Genomic DNA, 20,778 nt, shown 5'->3' with positions numbered 1-20,778 from the left:
ACGCCATCGCCGGCAAGCCGGCTCCTACAAAGATAGAGCCCTGGCGCAAAAACATTGGCATGCCTTGCAAAGTTGTCATCTGCACGCCAGCCCACCGTTATTTTTGGCGCACCAAAATCGTACACGAGCGCTCTGCAACGGTTCTATCAGGTATGCTTTTCGAACAGGAAACAAAAAGAAACAATTTTTCCAACCTGTTCGATAAGGAGTCCTGTTTTGGAGTTATCGACTGCCGCGTGGATGGTCCACGACACCCGCCTTATGCTCTGTGTACTGCTGGCCATCGCCAGCATCATCGTGCTGATCAGTGCGACCAAATTACCGCCGTTCCTGTCGATCCTGATCGGCACGTTTATCGCCGGTGTCGGCGCCGGCCTGCCGCCGGAAGAAGTGGCCAAGGCATTCAGTAAAGGCGCCGGAGCCATCCTCGGTGAAGCCGGGATCATCATCGCCCTGGGCTCGATGCTCGGCGCGCTGATGGCGGAATCCGGTGCAGCCGACCGCATCGCCACTACCTTGCTCGGGTTGGGCAAGGGCAAGTCATTGCCCTGGGTGATGGCGTTGGTCGCCATGGTGATCGGCCTGCCGCTGTTTTTCGAAGTGGGCCTGGTGATGATGGTACCGATCATCTTTGTGATGGCTAAACGTTCGAACCAGCCGTTGCTGAAAATCGCCATCCCGGCACTGGCGGGTATGACCACGTTGCACGCCCTGATGCCACCGCATCCGGGGCCACTGATTGCGGTGGGCGCGTTGCACGCCGACCTGGGCCTGACCATGTTGCTGGGCTTCTGCCTGGCGGTGCCAGCAGTGATCCTGGCGGGCCCGATCTACGGCAACTGGCTATCCAAGCGCCTGCATGTAGATGAGCCTGCCGACATCGGCGCGCTGTTCAGCGCACCGCCCAAGGCGCCGCGCCAGCCTAGCTTTGGTGTGTCGTTGTTGATCATTCTGCTGCCTGTGATTCTGATGCTGGGCAGCACCTTGGCCAAGGTCGCGCTGCCGGCTGAAAGCACCGTCGGCCTGACCTTGAAATTCCTTGGCGAACCGCTGATCGCCCTCGGCCTGGCCGTGATCGCCGCCGTGATCTGCCTGGGCTGGGCCGCCGGCATGCCGCGCGCCGAGGTCGGCAACACCCTGCGCAAGGCGCTCGCGCCCATCGCCGTGTTGCTGCTGACCATCGGCGCCGGTGGTGGTCTCAAGCAAACCCTGTTGGATGCTGGCGTGAGCCAGACCATCAGCAAGGTCGCCGAAGGCGCGCACATGCCCTACCTGCTGCTGGCTTGGTTGATCGCCGTGGCCTTGCGCCAGGCAACCGGGTCGGCCACCGTCGCCACAACGACGACCGCCGGCATCCTCGCACCGATGATGGCCGGGCTGGCGGCGACACAGAGTTCGCTGGTAGCCCTGGCAATCGGCGCCGGTTCGGTGTTCTTCTGCCACGTCAACGACGCCGGGTTCTGGATGGTGCGTGAGTACTTTGGCTTGCAGTTGAAACAGACGATCTGGGTGTGGTCGGTGTTGCAGACCATTGTTTCAGTCGTTGGTCTAGTCGGAACGCTACTGCTCTGGCACTTCTTGACTTAAAACCTAGGCAGCCAAGCTGTGGCGCTTACCAAACAGCGCCACACTCCCCACCCCTACCGCCCCCATCACCACGCAATACCCCACGCAAATCCACGGGCTGGTCGGCATCAGCGCAATCAGCAACAACGGCGTGGTACTCGCCCATAGCGCGTAGGCAATGTTGTAGGTGAAGGAAATCCCCGACACCCGCACCTGCGCTGGAAACAGGCCGACCATCACCGACGGCACCGCGCCCACCACGCCACAACTCAGGCCCGCCACGGCGTACGCCGCACCCAGCCAGATCCCCCCGCTGATCAGGCTGGCGTACAGGACCGCAATCCCCACCGGCAGCAACAGGCTGTAGACCAGCACCGCGCGCCAGGCGCCGATACGGTCGACCAGCAAGCCCGCCAGCACACAACCGATATTGAGGAACACGATACCTAGGGCGCTCAAGGCGAATGTGTGGCTAGGGCTCATGCCGAAGGTTTTCTGCATCATGGTCGGGGTGATGACCACCAGCACCACCACGGCGGAGGTGAGCACGCAGGTGAGGATCATTGCCGGTAACAACACGGCGCGGTGGTCACGCAACACGGTGCGCAGGGGGAGTTCGGCGGCGGCCTGGCGGCGGGCCTGCATTTCGAGGAACACCGGGGTCTCGCTGAGCCAGCGACGCAACCACACGCCAATCACGCCGAACACACCACCGAGCAGGAAGGGAAAGCGCCAGGCGTAGTCGAGGATTTCGGCCGGGGAGAAGACTTGCGCCAGCAGGGTCGCTGTCAGTGCACCGAGCAGGTAGCCGAAGGTCAGGCCAGCTTGCAGGAAGCCCAGGGCGTAACCACGATGGTGGGTCGGCGCGTGTTCAGCGACAAAGGTCCAGGCGCTGGGTACTTCACCGCCCACGGCGGCGCCTTGCAGCACGCGCAGCGCCAGCAGGATCAGGGGCGCGAAATAACCGATTTGCGCGTAGGTTGGCATGATCCCGATCAGCAGGCAGGGCAGCGCCATCATCAGGATGCTCAGGCTGAACACGCGCTTGCGTCCAAGGTGATCGGCGAAGTGCGCCATCAGGATGCCGCCCAGCGGGCGCGCCAGGTATCCGGTGACGAAAATGCCGAAACTTTGCAGCAGGCGCAGCCACTCGGGCATTTCCGGCGGGAAGAACAGTTGGCTCAAGGTCAGCGCGAAAAACACGAAGATGATGAAGTCGTAGATTTCCAGGGCACCGCCCAAGGCGGCCAGGCCCAGGGTTTTGTAGTCGGAGCGGGAAAAACGCTGCGCCTGTGTAGGAAAGGTGGCAGTCATGTAGAGGCTCGGCAGACAAACAAAATGGCGTGCAGGTTATGAGCTGAGCCCAATGATGGCAATCGCGGCAGATATATTTGTTTTCCTCATTGATCGATGAAGATAACTGCATTCCCATATCAATGGCTGTAGCGGAACATGCCGGAAAATTGCCTGCACCCTAATAACTATAAGAGGAAAGACTCGTGGCCGACGCTATCGAAGAAAGCCGCTATGCCCGATTTGCCCTGCGTTGCTCCAACTTCGCCGAACGCTGGTTTCCCGACTCCTGGGTGTTTGCGGCACTTGCCGTGATCATCGTCGCCGTGGCGACCCTGGGCATGGGCGCCGCGCCAAGCGAAGCCGCCAAAGCGTTCGGTGACGGGTTCTGGAGCCTGATCCCCTTCACCATGCAGATGGCCTTTGTGGTGATCGGGGGTTATGTGGTGGCCAGCTCGCCGCCCGCGGTGAAACTGATCGACCGCCTGGCGCGTACCCCCAAGAACGGCCGCTCCGCCGTGGCCTGGGTGGCGTTGATCTCGATGGTCGCCTCCTTGCTGAACTGGGGCCTGTCCCTGGTATTCGGCGGCTTGCTGGTACGGGCGCTGGCACGTCGTACGGATTTGAAGATGGATTACCGCGCAGCCGGTGCGGCGGCGTATCTGGGGCTGGGCGCCGTGTGGGCGTTGGGGTTGTCGTCGTCGGCCGCGCAGTTGCAGGCCAACCCGGCCAGCCTGCCGCCGTCGATCCTGTCGATCACCGGTGTGATCCCGTTCACCGACACCATCTTCCTGTGGCAATCCGGCGTGCTGCTGCTGGCATTGATCGTGGTCTCGCTGATCATCGCCTACGCCACCGCCCCCGGCCCGAACAGCGCGCGTGATGCCAAGGCCTGCGGCGTCGACCCGGCGTTCAACTTGCCCAAGATACAAGCACCGACTCGCCCCGGAGAGTGGCTGGAGCACAGCCCGTTGCTGACCATTCTCCTGGCATTGCTGGCGGCGGGTTGGCTGTTCCATGAGTTTTCGACCAAGCCGGCGATCAGTGCAATCTCGGGGCTGAACACCTACAACTTCCTGTTCATCATGGCCGGCGCCCTGCTGCACTGGCGCCCGCGCAGCTTCCTCGATGCGGTGGCCCGTGCAGTGCCGACCACCACCGGCGTGCTGATCCAGTTCCCGCTGTACGGCTCGATTGCCGCGCTGATGACCGTCGTCAAAGGCGGTGACGGCCAGACTCTGGCACACCACATCTCGACCTTCTTCACTTCCATCGCCTCCCACGACACCTACGCGCTGCTGATGGGCGTTTACTCGGCGGTGCTCGGTTTCTTCATTCCGTCGGGCGGCGGCAAGTGGATTATCGAAGCGCCCTACGTGATGCAAGTCGCCAATGACCTGCAGTACCACCTGGGCTGGGCGGTGCAGATCTACAACGCCGCCGAAGCGCTGCCGAACCTGATCAACCCGTTCTATATGCTGCCGTTGCTGGGAGTGCTGGGGTTGAAGGCGCGGGATTTGATCGGGTTTTCGTTCGTGCAGTTGCTGGTGCACACACCGCTGGTGTTGTTCTTGCTGTGGGCGCTGGGAACGACGTTGAAGTATTTGCCGCCGGTCATGCCTTGATCAACGGATGAAGCACCTGTTGTTGCAACGGGTGCTTCATACAACTGCGACGGGAAGACGCTCCAATAAATCAGGTAAAGCGCTCTGGATCGTGTTCCAAACCACATCAAGGTTAATATCGAAGTAACCGTGGGCGATTCGGTTGCGCATTCCGCGCATGCTACGCCATGGCACTTGTGAGTGAGCTGCCGCAAAATCCGGGTACTGGCCGCGCCTCTGCCAACACTTTCGCGCGAAACTTCAACGGCAAATCAGCAGGCGTCAGCAAGTCCACATTGACCCCAAGCAGATCCTCAAGCTCGACCTGCAGCCCGCCAAGATCAAAAAGGGTCGTTCCCGGCGGAGCATCGACCAACAAATCCAGATCACTGCCCTCTTGGTCGGTCCCCAGCAACACAGACCCGAATACTCTTGGGTTTGAGATGCGAAAGCGTCCTACCACCTCTCTGACGGCGGCTCGCTGTAGGTCAAGGGCGGTTGAAGGTTTCACGGTTCACCTCAATGGCAGCCAGTATCTAACCAGCCCAGCAGTGCAGGTCGCCGGTAGACACATGCATATAAAACACCTGGCCCTGAATACAATCGACAAGATAGAAGCCAACTCTCTGTCCAAACGCGTGGTCTTATCTCACTCAGATGGATGGCCCTTGCTGACTCCTCCCGCCAATGCCTTTGATTAACCTGTCTCGGCTTTCTCCTCACCTGACACCAAGGAAAATCCGATGACGCCCCTCTCCAAATCGCTGGAAGAACTGATCACTGATATCTACAAGGACGACAAGGTTTCGGTTCCTGAATACCGAACATTGCGCGACGACGCCGACCGCCGCATGGCCGCCGTGATCAAGGAGTTCGGCCTGCATAACAACATCACCGCGTTCCAGAAATCCATCGACGTGGCGATGCAGTTGTTGCAGACCAGTGTCATCGATGCAAAGAAGGCCAAGCTGACCGACACGGGCGAGGCCATCGTCAAGGATGCGGTGACGGCCCAAGTGGAGTACTTGCGCGCCGGCAGCCAACTGGCACTGCGTCTGCTGTGAAATCACTGTCTTCGTTCCGTCACATTGCATTGCTACCGTCCTGCGAAATATCTTGCAACATTTCGCCAAGGACTCCCCCGCAATGAGTGACGAGCACGAAGACCGCCCTTCCCCCGATTCCGCAGCCCAGCCGCCGGTCGACACCAGCCGCCGGCGCTTCCTGGGAGGCGCAGCGGTGTTGGGGGTCGGCGCGACGTTAAGTGCCTGCGGCAACACCAGCGAAGCGCCGGGCAAACCGGTTGCACGTCCGCTCACGTCGCAAGAGTTGGACAAGGCACTGCACGATCAGGTGAAAACCGTGGTGGTGATCTATGCCGAGAACCGCAGCTTCAACAATCTGTTTGCAGATTTCCCGGGGGTGGAGAAACCGCTGTCAGCACTGTCCGCCGCCGACACACAGCAACGCGATCGCGACGGCAGCCCGCTGACCACCCTGCCACCGGCCTGGGGTGGCGTGCTGCAAGTCGGGCCGCAAACGGTGGACGGGGTGACCTACCCCAGCGAAGTGCAATTCCAGGAAAACCTGCCTAACGCACCGTTCGCGCTTAAGGGCCCGAACGCGGAAGACCTGCCCCTGAGCCTGGTCACCCGGGACTTGTGGCACGTGTTCTACCAGAACCAGATGCAGATCAACGGCGGCAAGAACGACAACTTCGTCGCCTGGGCCGACTCGGGCGGCCTGGTGATGGGTCATTACGCCCAGAGCCGTTATTCCCTGCGCCTGTGGGACGTGGCCAAGGAGTTTGTACTCTGCGACAACTTCTTCCAGGGGGCATTTGGTGGCTCGTTCCTCAACCATCAGTACCTGATCAGCGCCACCGCGCCGTTTTACCCGAATGCCGCGCAATCGGTGGCTAAGGCGCAGATCGCCACGCTGCAAAGCGATGACCCAACCGACCCGCGCCTCAAGCCGTTGGACAAGTCCCCGGCCAGCGCGATGACCGGCCCGCCACAGTTCGGCCCTAGTGCGTTGACCCCGGACGGTTACGGCGTGAACACCCTGGCGCCGCCTTACTGGCCGACCTGGATCCGCGACCCGGAAAACCCGGATTACTCCAAACCCGACCTGCCCAACGTGCTGGTTCCGCAAACCCACGAACACATCGGCGACAAACTCTCGAAAAAGAATGTCGACTGGGCCTGGTATGCCGGTGCTTGGCAAGCCACCTTGGAGCAGTTCAAGGATTCGGGCGGTATCCCGAAGATTCCTAACTTCCAGTATCACCACCAGCCATTCAATTACTTCAAGCAGCAAGGCCCGGAGAATCGCGCCGAGCGTGACAAGCGCCTGCGCGATGGCGGTTTGGGTGATGAGTCCAGCACCAACAAGTTCTTCGCCGACGCCCAAGCCGGCAAACTGCCCGCCGTGACCTTCTACAAGCCTCAGGGCAACCTGAATATGCATGCTGGCTACGCCGACGTGGCCTCGGGCGACCGCCATATCGCCCGTGCCTTGAAGGTGCTGCAAGAGAGCCCGCAGTGGAAAAACATGGTGGTGGTGGTCACCGTCGATGAAAACGGTGGTTGGTGGGACCACGTGGCCCCGCCCAAGGGCGACCGCTGGGGCCCTGGCACGCGGGTTCCGGCGATTGTGGTGTCGCCATTCGCGCGCAAAGGCACGGTGGACCATACGGTGTACGACACGGCGTCGATCCTGCGCTTGATCACCCGCGTATTCCAGTTGGAGACATTGGACGGCCTCAAACAGCGGGACGACGCGATGACCGCCCGTGGCCAGAAACCCATGGGCGACTTGAGCAACGCGTTACAGTTCAGCCTGTAGGTTTTCTTATCCAATAGCGACACGCCTGGCGATTTAACACGCGGTTTTCCTGGTCAACCGCTACTGTGTGGAGGTGGGCTTTCACCCCGCGTAGACGGGCTTTCGCTGACAAGGAAACAACAATGTTTAAACCGACCAGGTTGTCCTTCACCCTGGCCGCACTGATGGCGAGTGCGGTCGTACAGGCCGACATCGAGGTGCCATTGGGGAGTACGCAACGCGTGACCCAACTGTTCGCCTTCCCCAACAATTGCAATGTGATCTGCTTTCGGCCATGGACGCTGGAGCAGACGGCTGAACATTATTTGAACCAGAGCCTGCAACGGGATGGCTACAGCCGCGCTAAAGTCAGCGTCAAGACCCATGACGGGCAGGTCTCAGCGACCTTCAGCGGTGTGCCTGACAGTTACGGTCACCCCCTGACCACGCTGCTCAATACCGCCGACCTGGCCTACCAAGGCGCCAACAAACTCAACACTGACGGCAAATGGGCCTACAACTGGTACTTGTTCCTGCCATTAGGCATGGCCCTGGAAAACCGCAAGAGCATCGAACTGCTGCACTTCCCGCCGGATTACTCGCTGACCCAGGCCCAGGACTATCTGGAATCCGCCACCACCGACCGCTGGGCCACCCTGCTCACGGACAATGGCATCCCGGCCACCGAAACGCCGGCTTACCAGACCATCATCGATATCGCCCCTATCGCCGCGCCCTCCAACGCGGGCAAGGACCTGGAAACCGTCTACAGCTACTTCACCGACTACCAGACACGCATGGTCCAGGAACTGAGCCTGCCCGCCAAAGGCGCGTTGCCGATGGTGGCGTTTGGCGCACCGGTGCGAAACTGGATCAAGCAGCAGTACGGCCAGACCGTGGGAGTGCTGGGCCTGGCGCAGATCAGCCCGACGGCAGGCAAGAGCGTGTCAGTGCTGGGCGCCAACCATCCAAGCTACATCTGGTATGCCGCAAGCCCCGACACCTACGACGGTAATGAACAGAAAGCCGACGAGGCCGGCTTGAAGGTGATGGGGCAAGACCTGAGCGCCGCCTGCTGGCAGGCCGGAATGGGTCAGAAACCCGCGAGTGATCCGAACGTGTTGCTCAAGGCGTGCATGAATACGTGGCAGGTCACACGCAAGGAGCAGACCTGTGAATTGTTCTACACCTCGGTGCGCAACTTGTCCCCGGAGGATGCGAACGCGAAATGCGCCACGCCCGCCATCAAGACGCAGTTGAAACAACTCAAGAATGCCGCCCCCACCCCAACCATTGCGGCCCCGGCGCTGTAGTTCGTACAAAAAGACCGATTTCTACTGTCAACATTGACAGTAGAAATCGGTCCCATCTTCAGCGAGTCTGGGGCGGCGCCCATCAGCTGCAAGACTGGTAGTCAGACACCACCCGCAAGTCGATGCAGCCTAAACCAGGAGAGTCATGAAAACTCAGGCCAAGGATAAGGCTGAAACTGCTGTGAGCGACTGTCTCTACCCGTTCAAGCCCACGCTCGGTAAGGGCTACCCTTCGAGCGAGAAATTCGAAGTGGTGCTGAACATTGAAGGCGTGGGGGTCGGAATCAGGGCACGCACGGCCTTTGACAGCCGTGTGTGCATCGCCAAAGTCTCCGGCTACGCCCTGAGCGAGCGACGCCTGCACACGTTGCAGCTATCGTCGCGTACCCACCTCTACGACTGTTGGTTCAGTGGCCTGTTTTCACATTCATGCAAACCGAATGTGTTTCTCGACCTGCACTACCTGGAGGCCTGGACCCTGTGTGAAATCCACCCAGGCGAGCTGCTGACCATGGATTACGCCATGACCGAAGACGTGCTGTTCCGGCAGTTCGCATGCCAATGCGCAGAGCTGAACTGCCGAGGCTGGATTACCGGTCACGACGAGCTGCTGAACGCCGAGGGCCAGGCATTCATGGCCCAGTGGCGTGAGCGAAAACGCCCTTAGGCTTCGCCCAACGGACGCAGGCGGTACTGCGGCGGCAATTGCTCGAAACCACTGATCGTGGTGTTCAAGCTCTTCCAGCGCCCATCCTTGATGCCATAGATGCAGCCATGGATCGACAGGCTCTGCCCACGGTGCCAGGCATTTTGCACAATGCTGGTGTGGCCGACGTTGGCCACTTGCTGGATCACGTTCAGCTCGCACATACGGTCGACGCGCTCTTCTTCGGTCGGCAACTGGGCCAGCACGTCACGGTTTTCGTAGTAGAGGTCGCGAATGGTGCGCAGCCAGCCGTCGATCAGGCCGAATTGGCGGTCCTGCATCGAGGCGCGCACGCCGCCGCAGCCATAGTGGCCGGTGACGAGGATGTGTTTGACCTTGAGCACGTCCACTGCGTACTGGATCACCGACAGGCAATTGAGGTCGGTGTGCAGCACCACGTTGGCCACGTTGCGGTGCACAAACAGGTCACCCGGCAGCATGCCCACGATCTCGTTTGCCGGCACGCGGGCGTCGGAACAGCCGATCCACAGGTATTCCGGGGTTTGCTGGCGGGCGAGCTTGGCGAAGAATTCGGGATCTTCCTGTTTGATCGCGTCCGCCCAGCGTTCGTTGTTATCAAGCAGGTCTTGTAGTTCGTTCATCAGGGAAAGCCTCAGGAATGATGCGCAGTTTTGTGACTGACAACCCCACGTCCAGGTCACGCCCTGCCGGTGAATAACAAGCGTGAATTAGCTTGAATCTTTGGGCCGCGCAGCCTGTCCACACACTATAAGCCCCACAGTATGAGGATTAGCCATGACTGAATCACGACGTCCCTACGGCGCTACGCAGCCTGAACCCATAGATGACAATGAGGACCGCATGGGCTCGATGCGCGAACTGGATTTTGACGAAGAGGAACCGACGGCGGAGATCGGCGATGAGATCCCTCGTCGCGAACGTGAACACCGAATGCCCGACGAACGGGTGCGTGAAGCAGGTTTCACCGGCGCGTCCACAGATGATCACGAGCCGACGGATGATGATTTAAGCCCGGAAACGTTGATCCGTGAGGATGGTGCGCGAGATGCCCGGGAAGAAGGCGAGGATAACCCGGCGAATTACGACCTGAGCATCGTCGATGAAGTTGAAATTGGCGGGGGTACTGGGTTGGATGAGGCCGAACTGGCGGATATCGACCCGATAGACGGTAAACCCTGATTCACCTTCGCCCAGACTATTAATCTCGACCTGTAGGAGCCCGGCGTGCCGGCGATAGCGCTCTCAAGATCGCCATCGCCGGCAAGCCGGGCTCCTACAAGGGCGTGTCGTTTAGTCGACCAGCGTGCAAGCCATTACGACCGCATCTTCGCGGCCGCCTACGGCGGGGTAATAGTCGCGGCGGCGGCCTATTTCGTTGAAGCCGTAACGCTCATACAGGCGGAACGCGCCGGTATTGCTGTCGCGCACTTCCAGGAAGCACTCACGCGCACTGGCGGCGTAGGCGCGGGACATCAGGTGTTCCAACAGCGCCAGGCCAAGGCCTCGGCCCTGGTTTTCCGGCTTGACGGTGATGTTCAGCAGGTGCGCCTCATCAAGGATGATCTGCACCACCCCATGTCCTACTTGCTGTTCACCTTCAAACATCAACCAGATCTGGTATTTGCCCAGCCCGTCGAGAAAGATCCCACGGGTCCAGGGGTGGCTGAACGCCGCGTATTCGATTTTCAGCACGGCGTCGAGGTCAGCCTCGGTCATCGGGCGGAAGGATAAAGCCTCACTCATCGGTTGTTTTCCAGCGCGCCATCAGCCGGCGCATGGCTTGCCAGACATCAGCCTTACGCTGTGGCTCTTCCATTAATAATTCCAGGCCCGGCAGGGCCCACACCGAGCCCAGGCCTTCGACCTGCAGTTCGCGGTACCAGGCTTCGGCATTGGCTTCGCCGGCAAAGCGCACCGCAGGCAGGCCGATCAGCCACAGGCACACGCAGGGTTCGTCTTCCAGGCGTGCCGACACAAAACCTTGCACAAAATCCCGAGCCGCTTCCGGACCCTGGTCCATGTTGCCGCGCACCAGCAGCGGCCAGCGCACCGGGTCCCCGACGATTTGCGGGCTGTCGGGCAAGCCGGCGGCGCGCAGCATGTCCTTGAGCAGCATGTAGGCGGGGTCGCGGGTCTGGAAGCGTTCGCCGGTAGGCAACTCGACCAGCAGCAGGCAGCGTCCGGCCCGCAGCAATTGCAGGGCGAAACGCGGTGGTGGCACCACCGGGGCCTTGACCACCGGGGCTACCTCTTCCACGACCTTGGCTGCCTTGGTCACCGGTGACGGCCGCGGTACTTCCACCTTCGCCCGCTCAACGACCGGGCGCGCTTCAGGTGCAGGCTTGACCACCGCCACCGGCGCGGCCGCCTCCTCACCCGACGACTCGAACGCCTCATAGGGCTCAAGCCCCTGCAACAGCTCCGGCCGCGAGGGCGCGGCAAACGGCAGTTCGGTGCGGGGCAGCCAGTTGACCACCTGCATGGCGGTCAAGTAAGCGCGACGTCGGGACTCGATAAGCACAGCTCGGCCACTTGTGGATAACTAAAGAGCGGGGATTCTACCGCTGTTCGGCAACAATCGCCCACTGCGCACTGACCGGCTGTGGATAAATCCCGCGTCCGATGCAGTACAATCGCGACTTTTAATCGCCAACCAGCCGGCCATTCCGATGATCGAACCCAAGCGCGTCTTGCGCGCCCTCGCCGAACACTGGGCCCTGCTTGAGCCACTGTGCGAACACTTCGACCAAGGCACCTTGAGCCTTGGCGAGTTGCGCGCGCAATTGGCGGCCCAACAACTGGACAGCACACCACAGGACATTACCAGCCTGTTGGACGTGTGGATTCGCCTGGACATCCTGGTGCCTGTCGCCAAGAGCCCGAACCGTTTCGAGCTCAACGCACAGATCCATGACTTCCTGGCTTATCTTCGCAAGGAGCACCGGCTTGGCCTGTGCCTGGAAATCGAAGCCTACCTGCGTCACCTCGAGCGCCTGGCCGGTTATATCCAGGACGCCTTCGACATCCGTGATGGCCACGACCTCGCCCGCCAACTGCGCCTGCTCGACATGCGCGTGCGGGACGTGCTGAAAAAGCTCGCCAATGACGAACAGGCCCTCGCCGCCGTGGCCGACCGGGCCAAGACCAGCGACCGGCAGATCCCGTTGCGCCAGCGTTACGCCGAAGTCCTGGCGACCTGGGACGAATACGTCGAACCGATGATCCAACTGGTGAACGCCGATGGCGCCTTCGAACAAGGCGTGCGCAAGGTGGAAAATGTGCTGCTGCGCATGCTCACCGAGCAGCAACGACTCGGCCACCTGGTGGACGATGACATGTTGCTGCGTACCCACGCACGCATCCTCGAAATGCAGACCAGCGCCCAACTGACCTTGCGTCATGCGCGGGAACTGCTGCTGCCGCTGCGTGAAGAAGCGCGCCGGCACAACGCCGTGACCCGTGGCGCGGCGCTGGCGTTGTCGGCGATTCGCCGCAAGGGCCTGGACGCGGTGCCGCAAGCGGCGATGCCGATGTTTACCCGACCGCAAAGTACCTTTCTCGGCAGTGCCAGCCAGGTCGAGGCGTATGTGTATGCCCTGGCGAATTTCGAGCCGAAACCGGCACGGTTCCCCAAGGCGCACAAGTCCCACAAGGGCGACGCCCAGCGCGCGCCGCGCACGGTCAAGGAGATGCTCGAGCGCTGCGAAGACGCGCTGCCGATGCCGGACCTGATGACCTGGCTGCTGGAGCAGGAACCGGACGGCGCCACCGACGAATTGCTGTACTGGTTCTCACGCCTGTCCCGCGAAAAACGCTTCAAGCGCGAACGCCTGGAACGCCGCGAGTACCACACAACCGAGCACCAGGTCAGCCTGCGCTCCTTCGCCCTGCTCCCGGCCGGATCCGACGCCGCCGAGCACTCTGCGAGTACACCCCATGCATCTTGATCTATCCGAACTGTCCCAACTGGCGCCGATCTTTCGCGAGCTGTTCAAGGGTTATCACGTCAGCCGCCGCGACCCGGAGCTGTACGCGCAACTGTCGAACTTCCAGGACCAGTACCGCACGCTGTTCAAGGCCCTGGGCTTTGAACTGGTGTGCGATACCCGTGGCTTCTACTACTTCGTGCCGGACACCGCCGTGGCCGCCGCGCAGGTGAACAAGACCGCCCAGCGCCTGGCGTTGTTCACCTTCATCATCGTCGAGCACCTGGCCGACCGGGGCCGCGACCCGATTGCCGTGCTCGATGGTGGCAGCCTGGGCCGTGATGAACTGCCGTCGCTGCTGGAGAAGTACCGCGACCTGTTTATCCAGGCCGAAGTGCAAACCCAGGAAGAACTCGAAGAAAAAATCATGCGCCGCATGACCCAGCTGGGTTTTGCCAGCGAAGACAACGGTATCTATCGCTTCCTGCCGCCCATGCACCGTTTCCTTGATGTGTGCCTGTCGGTGCAGCAAGACCGTGATCTCGCGGCCAGCGTGCACAGCGTGTTGCCGCTGCCGGCACCGGTGATCATCGACGAAGACAGTGATGAGAAATTGCTGAAAACCGATGACCCGCTGGACTTGAGTGACTTTGCGGACGAAAGCGAAGAAGACGCCCTGGCCCGCGCCATTGCCGAAGAACAGGAGACCGACGCATGAGTAAGGAACGCTACGGCATCCGCCGCTTCGCCCTATTGAACACTGCCGGTTACAGCCTGGGTTTGTTCCCGCTGGAAGAACCGCTGTCGGTGTATGGCGCGAACAACCTGGGTAAATCCGCGTCGATCAACGCCTTGCAGTTTCCGATCCTGGCGCGCATGTCGGACATGAGTTTCGGCAAGTACACCCTGGAACAATCGCGGCGCTTCTACTTTGCCACCGACACCAGCTACATCCTGGTGGAAGTCTCGCTGCCCCACGGCCCGCACGTGATCGGTGTGGTCGGACGCGGCCCGGGCGGTGGTTTCGGTCACCAGTTCTTTGCCTATGCAGGCAAGCTGGATTTGGCTCACTACCAGAAGAACGACACCTGCCTGCGTCAGAAAGAGCTGTTCACCAACCTTGAGCGCGAAGGCTTGAAAGCCTACGAACTCAAGCCGGATGAACTGCGTCGTTTGCTGGTGGGCGGCCACACGTCGATCCCGCTGGACCTCACGCTGATTCCCCTGCGCTCTACCAGTGAGCAAAGCCTGAAGACCTTCCGCGCGCTGTTTATCAACCTGCTGCATATGCGCGAAATCACCGCGGCCAAGCTCAAGCAGCTGTTCCTCGATGCGTTTGAACATAGCCTGCGGTCCGGCAGCGTGGATTACATCGCCGCGTGCGAAGAAGCGTTCCGCGATGTAAGACGCATGGAGCAGGATTACAACTCGCTGGTGGCCGCAGGGCCATTAGTCGAGGCCCTGTCCAATGGCGTTCGCCAGCGCGATGTGTTGCGCGGCAAACTGCATCGTCTGTCGCCATTGCTCGATTCGTTGCTTGGCACCTGGTCGGACTACGCCAGTGCGCGCAAGGAAGAGCTGACCATTCAGGCCGAGCACTACCGTAATGAGCAGGACGCGCTGCAGAACGACCAGCGCGGCGGCACCCAGGAGTTGATGCGCCTGGAGCGTGAGATCAGTGGTATTCAGCGTTGGTTGGGCGAGCTGTCGGTGCTCAAGCATCGCTTTGCTCTGGTGGATGACGTGAAAGTGCTGGAGCAGCAGTTGCTGGCGGCCAAGGATGCCCACGATGAATTGGCGGGCGCCCTTGCGCAGTCCCGACAGTTCAGCGCAGAAGATCTGGACGAGCGTCTGCGCGACCTGGAAAAGCGCCTGAAGTCGGTCAAGCAGCAGCTCGATCACGCCGACAACAACAGCTACGCCAAGCTGCGGGAGGAATTCTCACAGCAGGACGTCGAGCGTCTGATGCGCCTGTTCAACAGTTCGTTGTTCAGCCTGCCATTGGGCGAGCACGGCATCACCCTGGACGAGGATGGCCAGTGGGTCAAATCCCTGGAGCAGATCCTCGATGGCTTCAAGGGCGAGCGCTTTGAAGTGCCGGGGCTGTCCATCGACATCTCTCATATTGAACCGCCGGCGTTGCAAGCCCTGGCAGACCGCGCGGCATTGCGCGACCAGAAAGAGCGTCTGGAGAAAGAACTCAAGCAACTGAAAACCCAACAAGCCGTAGCCTCTGACCGCGCCGCGAGCAAAACCCAGACCGAAGCGTTGTACCAGCAGGTACTGGATGCGCAAAAAGCCCTGGAAGATTTCCGCCGCGCGCAAACCCTGAGCGCAGAAGAAGGCGAGAAGCTGGAAAACCTGGCGCAGATGGAAGCGGCGCAGGATGAACTGAAGCGCTCCAGCGATGCGTTCACCGAGCGCGTTCAGCAACTGTCGGCCAAGCTGCAACTGGTGGGCCGTCAGATCGGCGATATGGAAGCCAAGCAACGCACACTGGATGACGCGCTGCGCCGTCGCCAGTTGCTGCCGGCAGACTTGCCGTTCGGCACGCCGTTCATGGACCCGGTCGATGACTCCATGGACAATCTGCTGCCACTGCTCAATGACTATCAGGACAGCTGGCAAGGTCTGTTGCGCGCCGATGGCCAGATCGAGGCGCTGTACGCCCAGGTACGCCTCAAGGGCGTGGCCAAGTTCGACAGCGAGGATGACGTTGAGCGTCGCCTGCAGCTGCTGATCAACGCCTATGCGCACCGTACCGACGAAGCACTGACGCTGGGCAAGGCTCGTCGTGCGGCGGTCACCGACATTGCGCGGACCCTGCGCAATATCCGTAGCGACTATGACAGCCTTGAACACCAACTGGCGTTGTTCAACCGTGAGATCAACAAACGCCAGGTCTCCAACCTGCAAAGCTTCCGCATCGTGCTGGCGCCGAACAAGGAAGCGCTCAAGCACATCGACCAGATCATCCACAGTGCGGGCCAGTATGAAGAAGGCGAGACACTGTCGGTGTTCGATCTGAGCCAAAGTGCCGAGCAGGACAACAAGAACGAAGAAGCCAAGGAATACCTGGCTCGCCTGGTAGCTGCCAACCATAACCAGTTGGGCCTTAAGGACTTGTTCGAACTGGCGTTCGAGATCACCAAGGTGCATGGCCAGCCGGTGATCCATACCGACATCGATGGTGCCGCGTCCAACGGCACCACCATGACCATCAAGGCGCTGACCAACATGTACTTGTTGCTGCACTTGATGGACCGCGACCAGGCCGGACGCGTGCGCTTGCCGTACTACCTCGACGAGGCGGCGGACATTGATGAGAAGAACCAGGCAGCCTTGCTGGAGACCAGCTTGCAGCTGGGTTTTGTGCCGATCCTGGCCAGTGTTAAGCCGCAGGTGTCAGCCCAGGTGGCGATCGACCTGGAAGGTGGTAGCGGACCGAACGGGATCTATATCGATGAGGCGGACTGGAAGTACATCCGTCGCCACGATGTGGTGAAAGCGACGATGAATGTGCAGGCGGATGAGCCGGAGTTGGATGAGGTCTGATTTGTTTCGCTGAAATGCAAAAGGCCGCGATCTTCCAGATCGCGGCCTTTTTTTGCGCATGAAATGTGTAGTGATTTTAAGGCCCCTATCGCGGGCAAGCCCGGCTCCCACAGAGATAGGCATTCCAATGTGGGAACCGGGCTTGCCCGCGATAGCCGCAACTCAGTTTATTTGCCGAGTGGGATTTTAGGCGCCCAGGTCAGCCATTCATCTTCAAACTTGTCGAACAGCGGGAAGGTTTGTTGTGGCCTGGCGGCATTGCCCATGCGCTCGCCGTCCGGTGTCGCGAAGGCGATGCCACCGGCAACCAAAGTCTCCAAGGATTCAGTACGCACAGTAGCGCCTTTGAATAGACCGAAGTCGAGGCCAAACCCACTGGTATTCCAGAAGCGGCTACCGCCTCGCACCAGTGGTGCATATTTAGGCTCGATCAGGATATGGATCAATACGCGGTCTGCGGTCTGACCCAATTCGTAGCCGGTCACCTTGCCAACGGTGACTTCACGGTAAGTGACCGGTACACCTTCTTTCAGCGAACCACGGCGCGCGGCGCTGAGGGTCAGGCTCAAGCCAGCTTCCTGATGCACTGCTTCTGGCGGTTGATCCAGCGCGACGAAACTCTTTTGTGGGCCGGCATTTTTCGTCGCGGGTTGGACTTCAATGTATTGCCCGGTGACCAGGGTTTCCAGGTTGGACGTTTTCATCAGGCCCAGCTCAGGCTTGACTACCCAGAATTGGCTACCAACGCGTGCAATGCGGTCTGCCACCTGGGTGATACGGGCGCTGAGCAGTACTGACTGCATGTCGGCGCTGAGATCGACACTTTCAATCTTGCCCACGTCCAGGCCTTTGAAACGCACAGGCGTGCCAGGGCGCATACCGTCGGCGCGGTCGACCTTGATGGTCACCAGGGTGCCGTGCTGGTTGGCGGCCTCACGGTCGGCAAACAGACGGAAACGCGGGATGCGTTTTTTCAGCGGCACGTTCTGCTCTGGGGTTTCGAAGGCGATACCACCGGCCATCAGGCTAGCCAGGGATTCACTCTTGACCTGGATTCCACCGGTGAGGCCACCGGTCAGGGTGACGCCGCTGGCATTCCAAAAGCGCGTCGAGCCGTTGACCAGGTTTTCGTATTCCTTCTCGATGTGGACGCCGATCACCAATTGCTTGTTCTTGCGTGAGAACTGGTAGCTCTGTACCGAGCCGACCTTGACCTGCTTGTAGAGGATGGGGCTGCCGACATCCAGGGAGCCGAGGTTATCGGTGAACAGCACCATGTGCAGGCCAGGGGAACGCAGGTCCAAAGGCGGTGCCTTGGCGCGGGCAACGTACTCGCGTTGTGGTGGGGTCCCTTTATCTCCTGGGCGAATGGCGATGTAGTTACCCTTGACCAAGGCTTCAAGCCCAGTGATTCCTGCCAGGGAAATAGACGGCTTGACGACCCAGAATTGCGTGTCCTGTACCAGATAATCTTCGGCCAGGGGATCTAGTGTCAGTTCCGCGTTGGCACTGGAAAGGTCTGGGTTGATCTTCAGGGTTTTCAGGCTGCCGACCTGGATGCCTTTGTACATGACAGGGGTGCGCCCCGCCTGAAGGCCTTCGAAGTCGGTGAGCTTGACCTTGACCCTGATACCGGCTGCGGCGGCGTCGAAATCTTCGTACAAACGGAAGGGCAGGCTCGGATCAGTCGGCGGGCTGTCCTTGCGGTTCTCCGGCGTGGCGAAGGCGATGCCCCCAGCAACGATGCTGGAAAGGGATTCGCTGCGCACCTTTACACCGGAAAGGTTGGCGTCGATGCTGATGCCACTGGCGTTCCAGAAACGTGTGTGTTTGCGCACCAGGCTGGCATAGGTCGGTTCGATGTAGACCTTGATCTCGACCGTGCTCTGGTCTTCAGAGAGCAGGTAGCTTTTGACTTGGCCAACTTGGATCTGTTTGTAGAACACCGGACTGCCACGGTTGAGCGAGCCAAGGCGGTCGGCTTTGACGGTCAGATGCAGGCCCGGTTTGGCGTCGGACAAAGGCGGCTCTTCGGAGAGCGCCTTGAATTTGCGCGTCGGTTCACCGTCGCCTGGGCTGGCGGCGATGTAGTTACCTGACACCAGGGTTTCCAGGCCGGTGATACCGGCAAGGCTGACACTCGGCTTGACCAGCCAGAAGCGCGTGTTGGTCTTGAGGTATTGTTCGACGTCCTTGTTCATCTCGATGGTGGCGATCACCCCGCGATTGTTGCCTTCGTCGTCCAAGGCCAGGGCCTTGACCTTACCCACCGGCATGCCTTTGTAGACCACTTCGGTCTTGTTGACCTGGATGCCTTCGCCGCTTTCAAAGCGCACCTGAATATCGATGCCCTGTTGGGAATAGGCACGCCATCCCAGCCATCCACCGATGATGAGGGCAATCAGGGGCAGCACCCAAATAGCCGACCAGTTGGAGGCGGGGCGGGTTTTAGCTTTAGGCAAATCACTCATGGTCGTCGTCCGACTCCGTGTTATCCCAAATCAGTCGGGGATCAAAAGTTACTGCGGCAAGCATCGTCAAGATCACCACACTGGCGAACGCTGCAGCACCGAGATTGGCCTCGACACTGGCAAGCCGCCCAAAGTTTACAACCGCCACCAGGATGGCGATCACGAAGATATCCAGCATGGACCAACGGCCAATGAATTCGATAAAACGGTACATCACAATACGTTGTCGCGCGGAGAGCGGTTGGTGACGCTGCACCGAGAACAGTAGCAGACCTATGCCGACCAGCTTGAACGTGGGCACCAGGATACTGGCGATAAACACCACGGCAGCGATAGGGAACATGCCGTGCTGCACCAGTTGGATCACGCCGGCCATGATGGTACTCGGATCCCCCTGCCCCAAGGAATTGATCGTCATGATGGGAAGCAGATTAGCGGGGATGTACAAAATCGCCGCAGTGATCAGCAACGCCCAAGTGCGTGTGAGGCTATTGGGGCGGCGCGCATGGATCAGTGCACCGCAGCGCGTGCAGAGTTGCTCGTCGCTATCAGCGTCTTGTTTGTTCAACTCGTGGCATTCGGTACAAATCAGAATGCCTGCATCAATCGCCCGCATGGTCATCGTCCCCTGACAACGCCTGCCAGATCTGGTGGGGCGACATCACCACCTCAAGCAGCACCTGAACCATTAATAAGCTTACAAAACAGGCAAGACCGAGGCCCACCGTGATGGCGGCCATGTCGGCGAGTTTAACGATAGCCACCAGTACGCCCATCAGATAGACCTCCAACATCCCCCAGTCTTTCATGTGATGGTAAATGCGGTACAACAACAGTCCATAACTGCGGCCGATGTTCCAGCGAATACTAAGCAAGACTGCCAATTGGCAAAGTAGCTTGAGCAAGGGAATGCCCATGCTGCACAAGAAGACGACAGCGGCGACGCCTTGCATGCCGGTATCAAACAGAGCGACGACGCCACTCCACACGGTGTCTTCAGAGGACTGCCCAAGTAGATTGAGCTGCATGATCGGCAAAAAGTTCGCGGGAATGTACAACAGCAACGCCGCCAGCACCAAGGCGAGGCTTCGCTCAACGACGTTGTGACGGTGAGCGTACAGCTCGTAACCGCAACGCGGGCATTGGGCTTTTTCGCCGAGGGCGAGCACTGGTTTGCGCATCAGCAAGTCGCACTCATGGCATGCCACCAGGTCGTCCAGTGGTAAATCTGATACCTCAAGGGCATCAACCGGATCGGGCATAAGTAGGGCTCGGACTCTAAAAAAGGTTAGGTGCCTATTCTAGTGGTCTGGTTCAGAAATAACTGTGCAAATTTGTCGGGGGATTTGCGGTGCCAAAGTTTTCGACCGTCCAAAACAAAACCCCATCTGCTTTCGCAAATGGGGTTTCGGAATTTAATCTTGACGATGACCTACTCTCACATGGGGAAACCCCACACTACCATCGGCGATGCATCGTTTCACTACTGAGTTCGGGATGGGATCAGGTGGTTCCAATGCTCTATGGTCGTCAAGA

The 20,778-nt window shown here is 60.0% G+C and carries 19 protein-coding genes and 1 rRNA gene; 10 read left to right on the top strand and 10 right to left on the bottom strand.

Going from position 1 to position 20,778, the window contains the following annotated elements:
* Positions 1–216 precede the first annotated feature (216 nt).
* Positions 217–1,587 carry a gluconate:H+ symporter gene (locus ACP7C6_RS22055; RefSeq protein ID WP_028618693.1) on the top strand — a complete coding sequence of 457 codons (1,371 nt, stop codon included), beginning with the start codon at positions 217–219 and terminating at the stop codon, positions 1,585–1,587.
* Between the two features lie 3 nt (positions 1,588–1,590).
* On the opposite strand, the gene ACP7C6_RS22050 is transcribed toward ACP7C6_RS22055, so the two are convergent.
* The gene (locus ACP7C6_RS22050; RefSeq protein ID WP_426109241.1) at positions 1,591–2,880 is read right to left on the bottom strand and encodes an MFS transporter; all 1,290 of its coding nucleotides are present in this window, start codon (positions 2,878–2,880) and stop codon (positions 1,591–1,593) included.
* A 185-nt stretch (positions 2,881–3,065) separates the two neighbouring features.
* Here ACP7C6_RS22050 and ACP7C6_RS22045 point away from each other — a divergent pair, with 185 nt between their 5' ends.
* Positions 3,066–4,484: a short-chain fatty acid transporter gene (locus tag ACP7C6_RS22045; RefSeq protein WP_426109240.1), complete on the top strand. Its 1,419-nt coding sequence runs from the start codon at positions 3,066–3,068 to the stop codon at positions 4,482–4,484.
* Positions 4,485–4,520: 36 nt separating this feature from the next.
* Here ACP7C6_RS22045 and ACP7C6_RS22040 read toward each other — a convergent pair whose 3' ends face one another.
* Entirely contained in the window at positions 4,521–4,634 is a 114-nt protein-coding gene (locus ACP7C6_RS22040; RefSeq protein ID WP_426109239.1) for a DUF86 domain-containing protein, read from the bottom strand.
* A 10-nt stretch (positions 4,635–4,644) separates the two neighbouring features.
* On the bottom strand, positions 4,645–4,974 hold the full coding sequence (locus ACP7C6_RS22035) for a nucleotidyltransferase family protein (protein ID WP_068932638.1): 330 nt from the start codon (positions 4,972–4,974) through the stop codon (positions 4,645–4,647).
* 232 nt (positions 4,975–5,206) lie between these two features.
* On the opposite strand from ACP7C6_RS22035, the gene ACP7C6_RS22030 reads away from it, so the two are divergent.
* From ACP7C6_RS22030 to ACP7C6_RS22015, 4 genes are all read left to right on the top strand, one after another.
* On the top strand, positions 5,207–5,527 hold the full coding sequence (locus tag ACP7C6_RS22030) for a hypothetical protein (protein WP_028618690.1): 321 nt from the start codon (positions 5,207–5,209) through the stop codon (positions 5,525–5,527).
* An 82-nt stretch (positions 5,528–5,609) separates the two neighbouring features.
* On the top strand, positions 5,610–7,310 hold the full coding sequence (gene acpA, locus ACP7C6_RS22025; protein ID WP_028618689.1) for an acid phosphatase: 1,701 nt from the start codon (positions 5,610–5,612) through the stop codon (positions 7,308–7,310).
* A 122-nt stretch (positions 7,311–7,432) separates the two neighbouring features.
* Complete coding sequence (locus ACP7C6_RS22020) at positions 7,433–8,602, top strand: hypothetical protein (protein ID WP_236320359.1); 1,170 nt, start codon at positions 7,433–7,435, stop codon at positions 8,600–8,602.
* 145 nt (positions 8,603–8,747) lie between these two features.
* The gene (locus tag ACP7C6_RS22015; RefSeq protein WP_236320361.1) at positions 8,748–9,269 is read left to right on the top strand and encodes an SET domain-containing protein; all 522 of its coding nucleotides are present in this window, start codon (positions 8,748–8,750) and stop codon (positions 9,267–9,269) included.
* Here ACP7C6_RS22015 and can read toward each other — a convergent pair.
* Positions 9,266–9,910, bottom strand: coding sequence for a carbonate dehydratase (gene can / locus ACP7C6_RS22010; protein ID WP_003188288.1), 645 nt, complete (start codon positions 9,908–9,910; stop codon positions 9,266–9,268). The genes ACP7C6_RS22015 and can overlap by 4 nt on opposite strands.
* 154 nt (positions 9,911–10,064) lie before the next feature.
* Between can and ACP7C6_RS22005 the strand changes: the two genes are divergently transcribed.
* Positions 10,065–10,469 carry a serine kinase/phosphatase gene (locus ACP7C6_RS22005; RefSeq protein ID WP_426109238.1) on the top strand — a complete coding sequence of 135 codons (405 nt, stop codon included), beginning with the start codon at positions 10,065–10,067 and terminating at the stop codon, positions 10,467–10,469.
* Between the two features lie 111 nt (positions 10,470–10,580).
* Here ACP7C6_RS22005 and rimI read toward each other — a convergent pair whose 3' ends face one another.
* On the bottom strand, positions 10,581–11,033 hold the full coding sequence (gene rimI / locus ACP7C6_RS22000; RefSeq protein ID WP_005784514.1) for a ribosomal protein S18-alanine N-acetyltransferase: 453 nt from the start codon (positions 11,031–11,033) through the stop codon (positions 10,581–10,583).
* On the bottom strand, positions 11,026–11,772 hold the full coding sequence (locus ACP7C6_RS21995) for an energy transducer TonB (RefSeq protein WP_068932631.1): 747 nt from the start codon (positions 11,770–11,772) through the stop codon (positions 11,026–11,028). Before ACP7C6_RS21995 ends, rimI begins: the two co-directional genes overlap by 8 nt.
* A gap of 187 nt (positions 11,773–11,959) precedes the next feature.
* On the opposite strand from ACP7C6_RS21995, the gene mksB reads away from it, so the two are divergent.
* The 3 genes from mksB to mksF are packed head-to-tail and all read left to right on the top strand — an operon-like array spanning position 11,960 to position 16,771.
* Positions 11,960–13,237: an Mks condensin complex protein MksB gene (gene mksB / locus ACP7C6_RS21990; RefSeq protein WP_028618683.1), complete on the top strand. Its 1,278-nt coding sequence runs from the start codon at positions 11,960–11,962 to the stop codon at positions 13,235–13,237.
* Complete coding sequence (gene mksE, locus ACP7C6_RS21985; protein WP_426109237.1) at positions 13,227–13,934, top strand: Mks condensin complex protein MksE; 708 nt, start codon at positions 13,227–13,229, stop codon at positions 13,932–13,934. The genes mksB and mksE overlap by 11 nt, the downstream gene beginning before the upstream one ends.
* On the top strand, positions 13,931–16,771 hold the full coding sequence (gene mksF, locus ACP7C6_RS21980) for an Mks condensin complex protein MksF (RefSeq protein ID WP_028618682.1): 2,841 nt from the start codon (positions 13,931–13,933) through the stop codon (positions 16,769–16,771). The genes mksE and mksF overlap by 4 nt, the downstream gene beginning before the upstream one ends.
* Before the next feature lie 167 nt (positions 16,772–16,938).
* Here the strand turns inward: mksF and ACP7C6_RS21975 are convergent, their stop codons facing one another.
* From ACP7C6_RS21975 to rrf, 4 genes are all read right to left on the bottom strand, one after another.
* The gene (locus ACP7C6_RS21975; RefSeq protein WP_028618681.1) at positions 16,939–19,242 is read right to left on the bottom strand and encodes a PqiB family protein; all 2,304 of its coding nucleotides are present in this window, start codon (positions 19,240–19,242) and stop codon (positions 16,939–16,941) included.
* Complete coding sequence (locus tag ACP7C6_RS21970) at positions 19,235–19,858, bottom strand: paraquat-inducible protein A (RefSeq protein ID WP_028618680.1); 624 nt, start codon at positions 19,856–19,858, stop codon at positions 19,235–19,237. Before ACP7C6_RS21970 ends, ACP7C6_RS21975 begins: the two co-directional genes overlap by 8 nt.
* The gene (locus ACP7C6_RS21965) at positions 19,845–20,504 is read right to left on the bottom strand and encodes a paraquat-inducible protein A (RefSeq protein WP_426109235.1); all 660 of its coding nucleotides are present in this window, start codon (positions 20,502–20,504) and stop codon (positions 19,845–19,847) included. Before ACP7C6_RS21965 ends, ACP7C6_RS21970 begins: the two co-directional genes overlap by 14 nt.
* A gap of 157 nt (positions 20,505–20,661) precedes the next feature.
* Positions 20,662–20,777 (bottom strand): 5S ribosomal RNA (gene rrf, locus ACP7C6_RS21960).
* Position 20,778 lies beyond the last annotated feature (1 nt).

Source organism: Pseudomonas sp. TWR1-1-4 (assembly GCF_049897165.1).
Lineage (GTDB): Bacteria > Pseudomonadota > Gammaproteobacteria > Pseudomonadales > Pseudomonadaceae > Aquipseudomonas > Aquipseudomonas canadensis.
The sequence above is the reverse complement of the archived record's forward strand: the minus strand, read 5'-3'. Positions and strand labels throughout refer to the sequence as shown.

What these genes read in the sequence shown, in the direction of transcription:
- ACP7C6_RS22020 (WP_236320359.1), top strand. Translation starts at nt 7,433, where the DNA reads ATGTTTAAACCGACCAGGTTGTCCTTCACCCTGGCCGCACTGATGGCG.
- ACP7C6_RS21965 (WP_426109235.1), bottom strand. Translation starts at nt 20,504, where the DNA reads ATGCCCGATCCGGTTGATGCCCTTGAGGTATCAGATTTACCACTGGAC.
- ACP7C6_RS21970 (WP_028618680.1), bottom strand. Translation starts at nt 19,858, where the DNA reads ATGCGGGCGATTGATGCAGGCATTCTGATTTGTACCGAATGCCACGAG.
- rimI (WP_005784514.1), bottom strand. Translation starts at nt 11,033, where the DNA reads ATGAGTGAGGCTTTATCCTTCCGCCCGATGACCGAGGCTGACCTCGAC.
- can (WP_003188288.1), bottom strand. Translation starts at nt 9,910, where the DNA reads ATGAACGAACTACAAGACCTGCTTGATAACAACGAACGCTGGGCGGAC.
- ACP7C6_RS21975 (WP_028618681.1), bottom strand. Translation starts at nt 19,242, where the DNA reads ATGAGTGATTTGCCTAAAGCTAAAACCCGCCCCGCCTCCAACTGGTCG.
- ACP7C6_RS22015 (WP_236320361.1), top strand. Translation starts at nt 8,748, where the DNA reads ATGAAAACTCAGGCCAAGGATAAGGCTGAAACTGCTGTGAGCGACTGT.
- ACP7C6_RS22040 (WP_426109239.1), bottom strand. Translation starts at nt 4,634, where the DNA reads ATGCGCAACCGAATCGCCCACGGTTACTTCGATATTAACCTTGATGTG.
- ACP7C6_RS22005 (WP_426109238.1), top strand. Translation starts at nt 10,065, where the DNA reads ATGACTGAATCACGACGTCCCTACGGCGCTACGCAGCCTGAACCCATA.
- ACP7C6_RS22030 (WP_028618690.1), top strand. Translation starts at nt 5,207, where the DNA reads ATGACGCCCCTCTCCAAATCGCTGGAAGAACTGATCACTGATATCTAC.
- ACP7C6_RS22050 (WP_426109241.1), bottom strand. Translation starts at nt 2,880, where the DNA reads ATGACTGCCACCTTTCCTACACAGGCGCAGCGTTTTTCCCGCTCCGAC.
- mksF (WP_028618682.1), top strand. Translation starts at nt 13,931, where the DNA reads ATGAGTAAGGAACGCTACGGCATCCGCCGCTTCGCCCTATTGAACACT.
- ACP7C6_RS21995 (WP_068932631.1), bottom strand. Translation starts at nt 11,772, where the DNA reads ATGCAGGTGGTCAACTGGCTGCCCCGCACCGAACTGCCGTTTGCCGCG.
- mksB (WP_028618683.1), top strand. Translation starts at nt 11,960, where the DNA reads ATGATCGAACCCAAGCGCGTCTTGCGCGCCCTCGCCGAACACTGGGCC.
- acpA (WP_028618689.1), top strand. Translation starts at nt 5,610, where the DNA reads ATGAGTGACGAGCACGAAGACCGCCCTTCCCCCGATTCCGCAGCCCAG.
- mksE (WP_426109237.1), top strand. Translation starts at nt 13,227, where the DNA reads ATGCATCTTGATCTATCCGAACTGTCCCAACTGGCGCCGATCTTTCGC.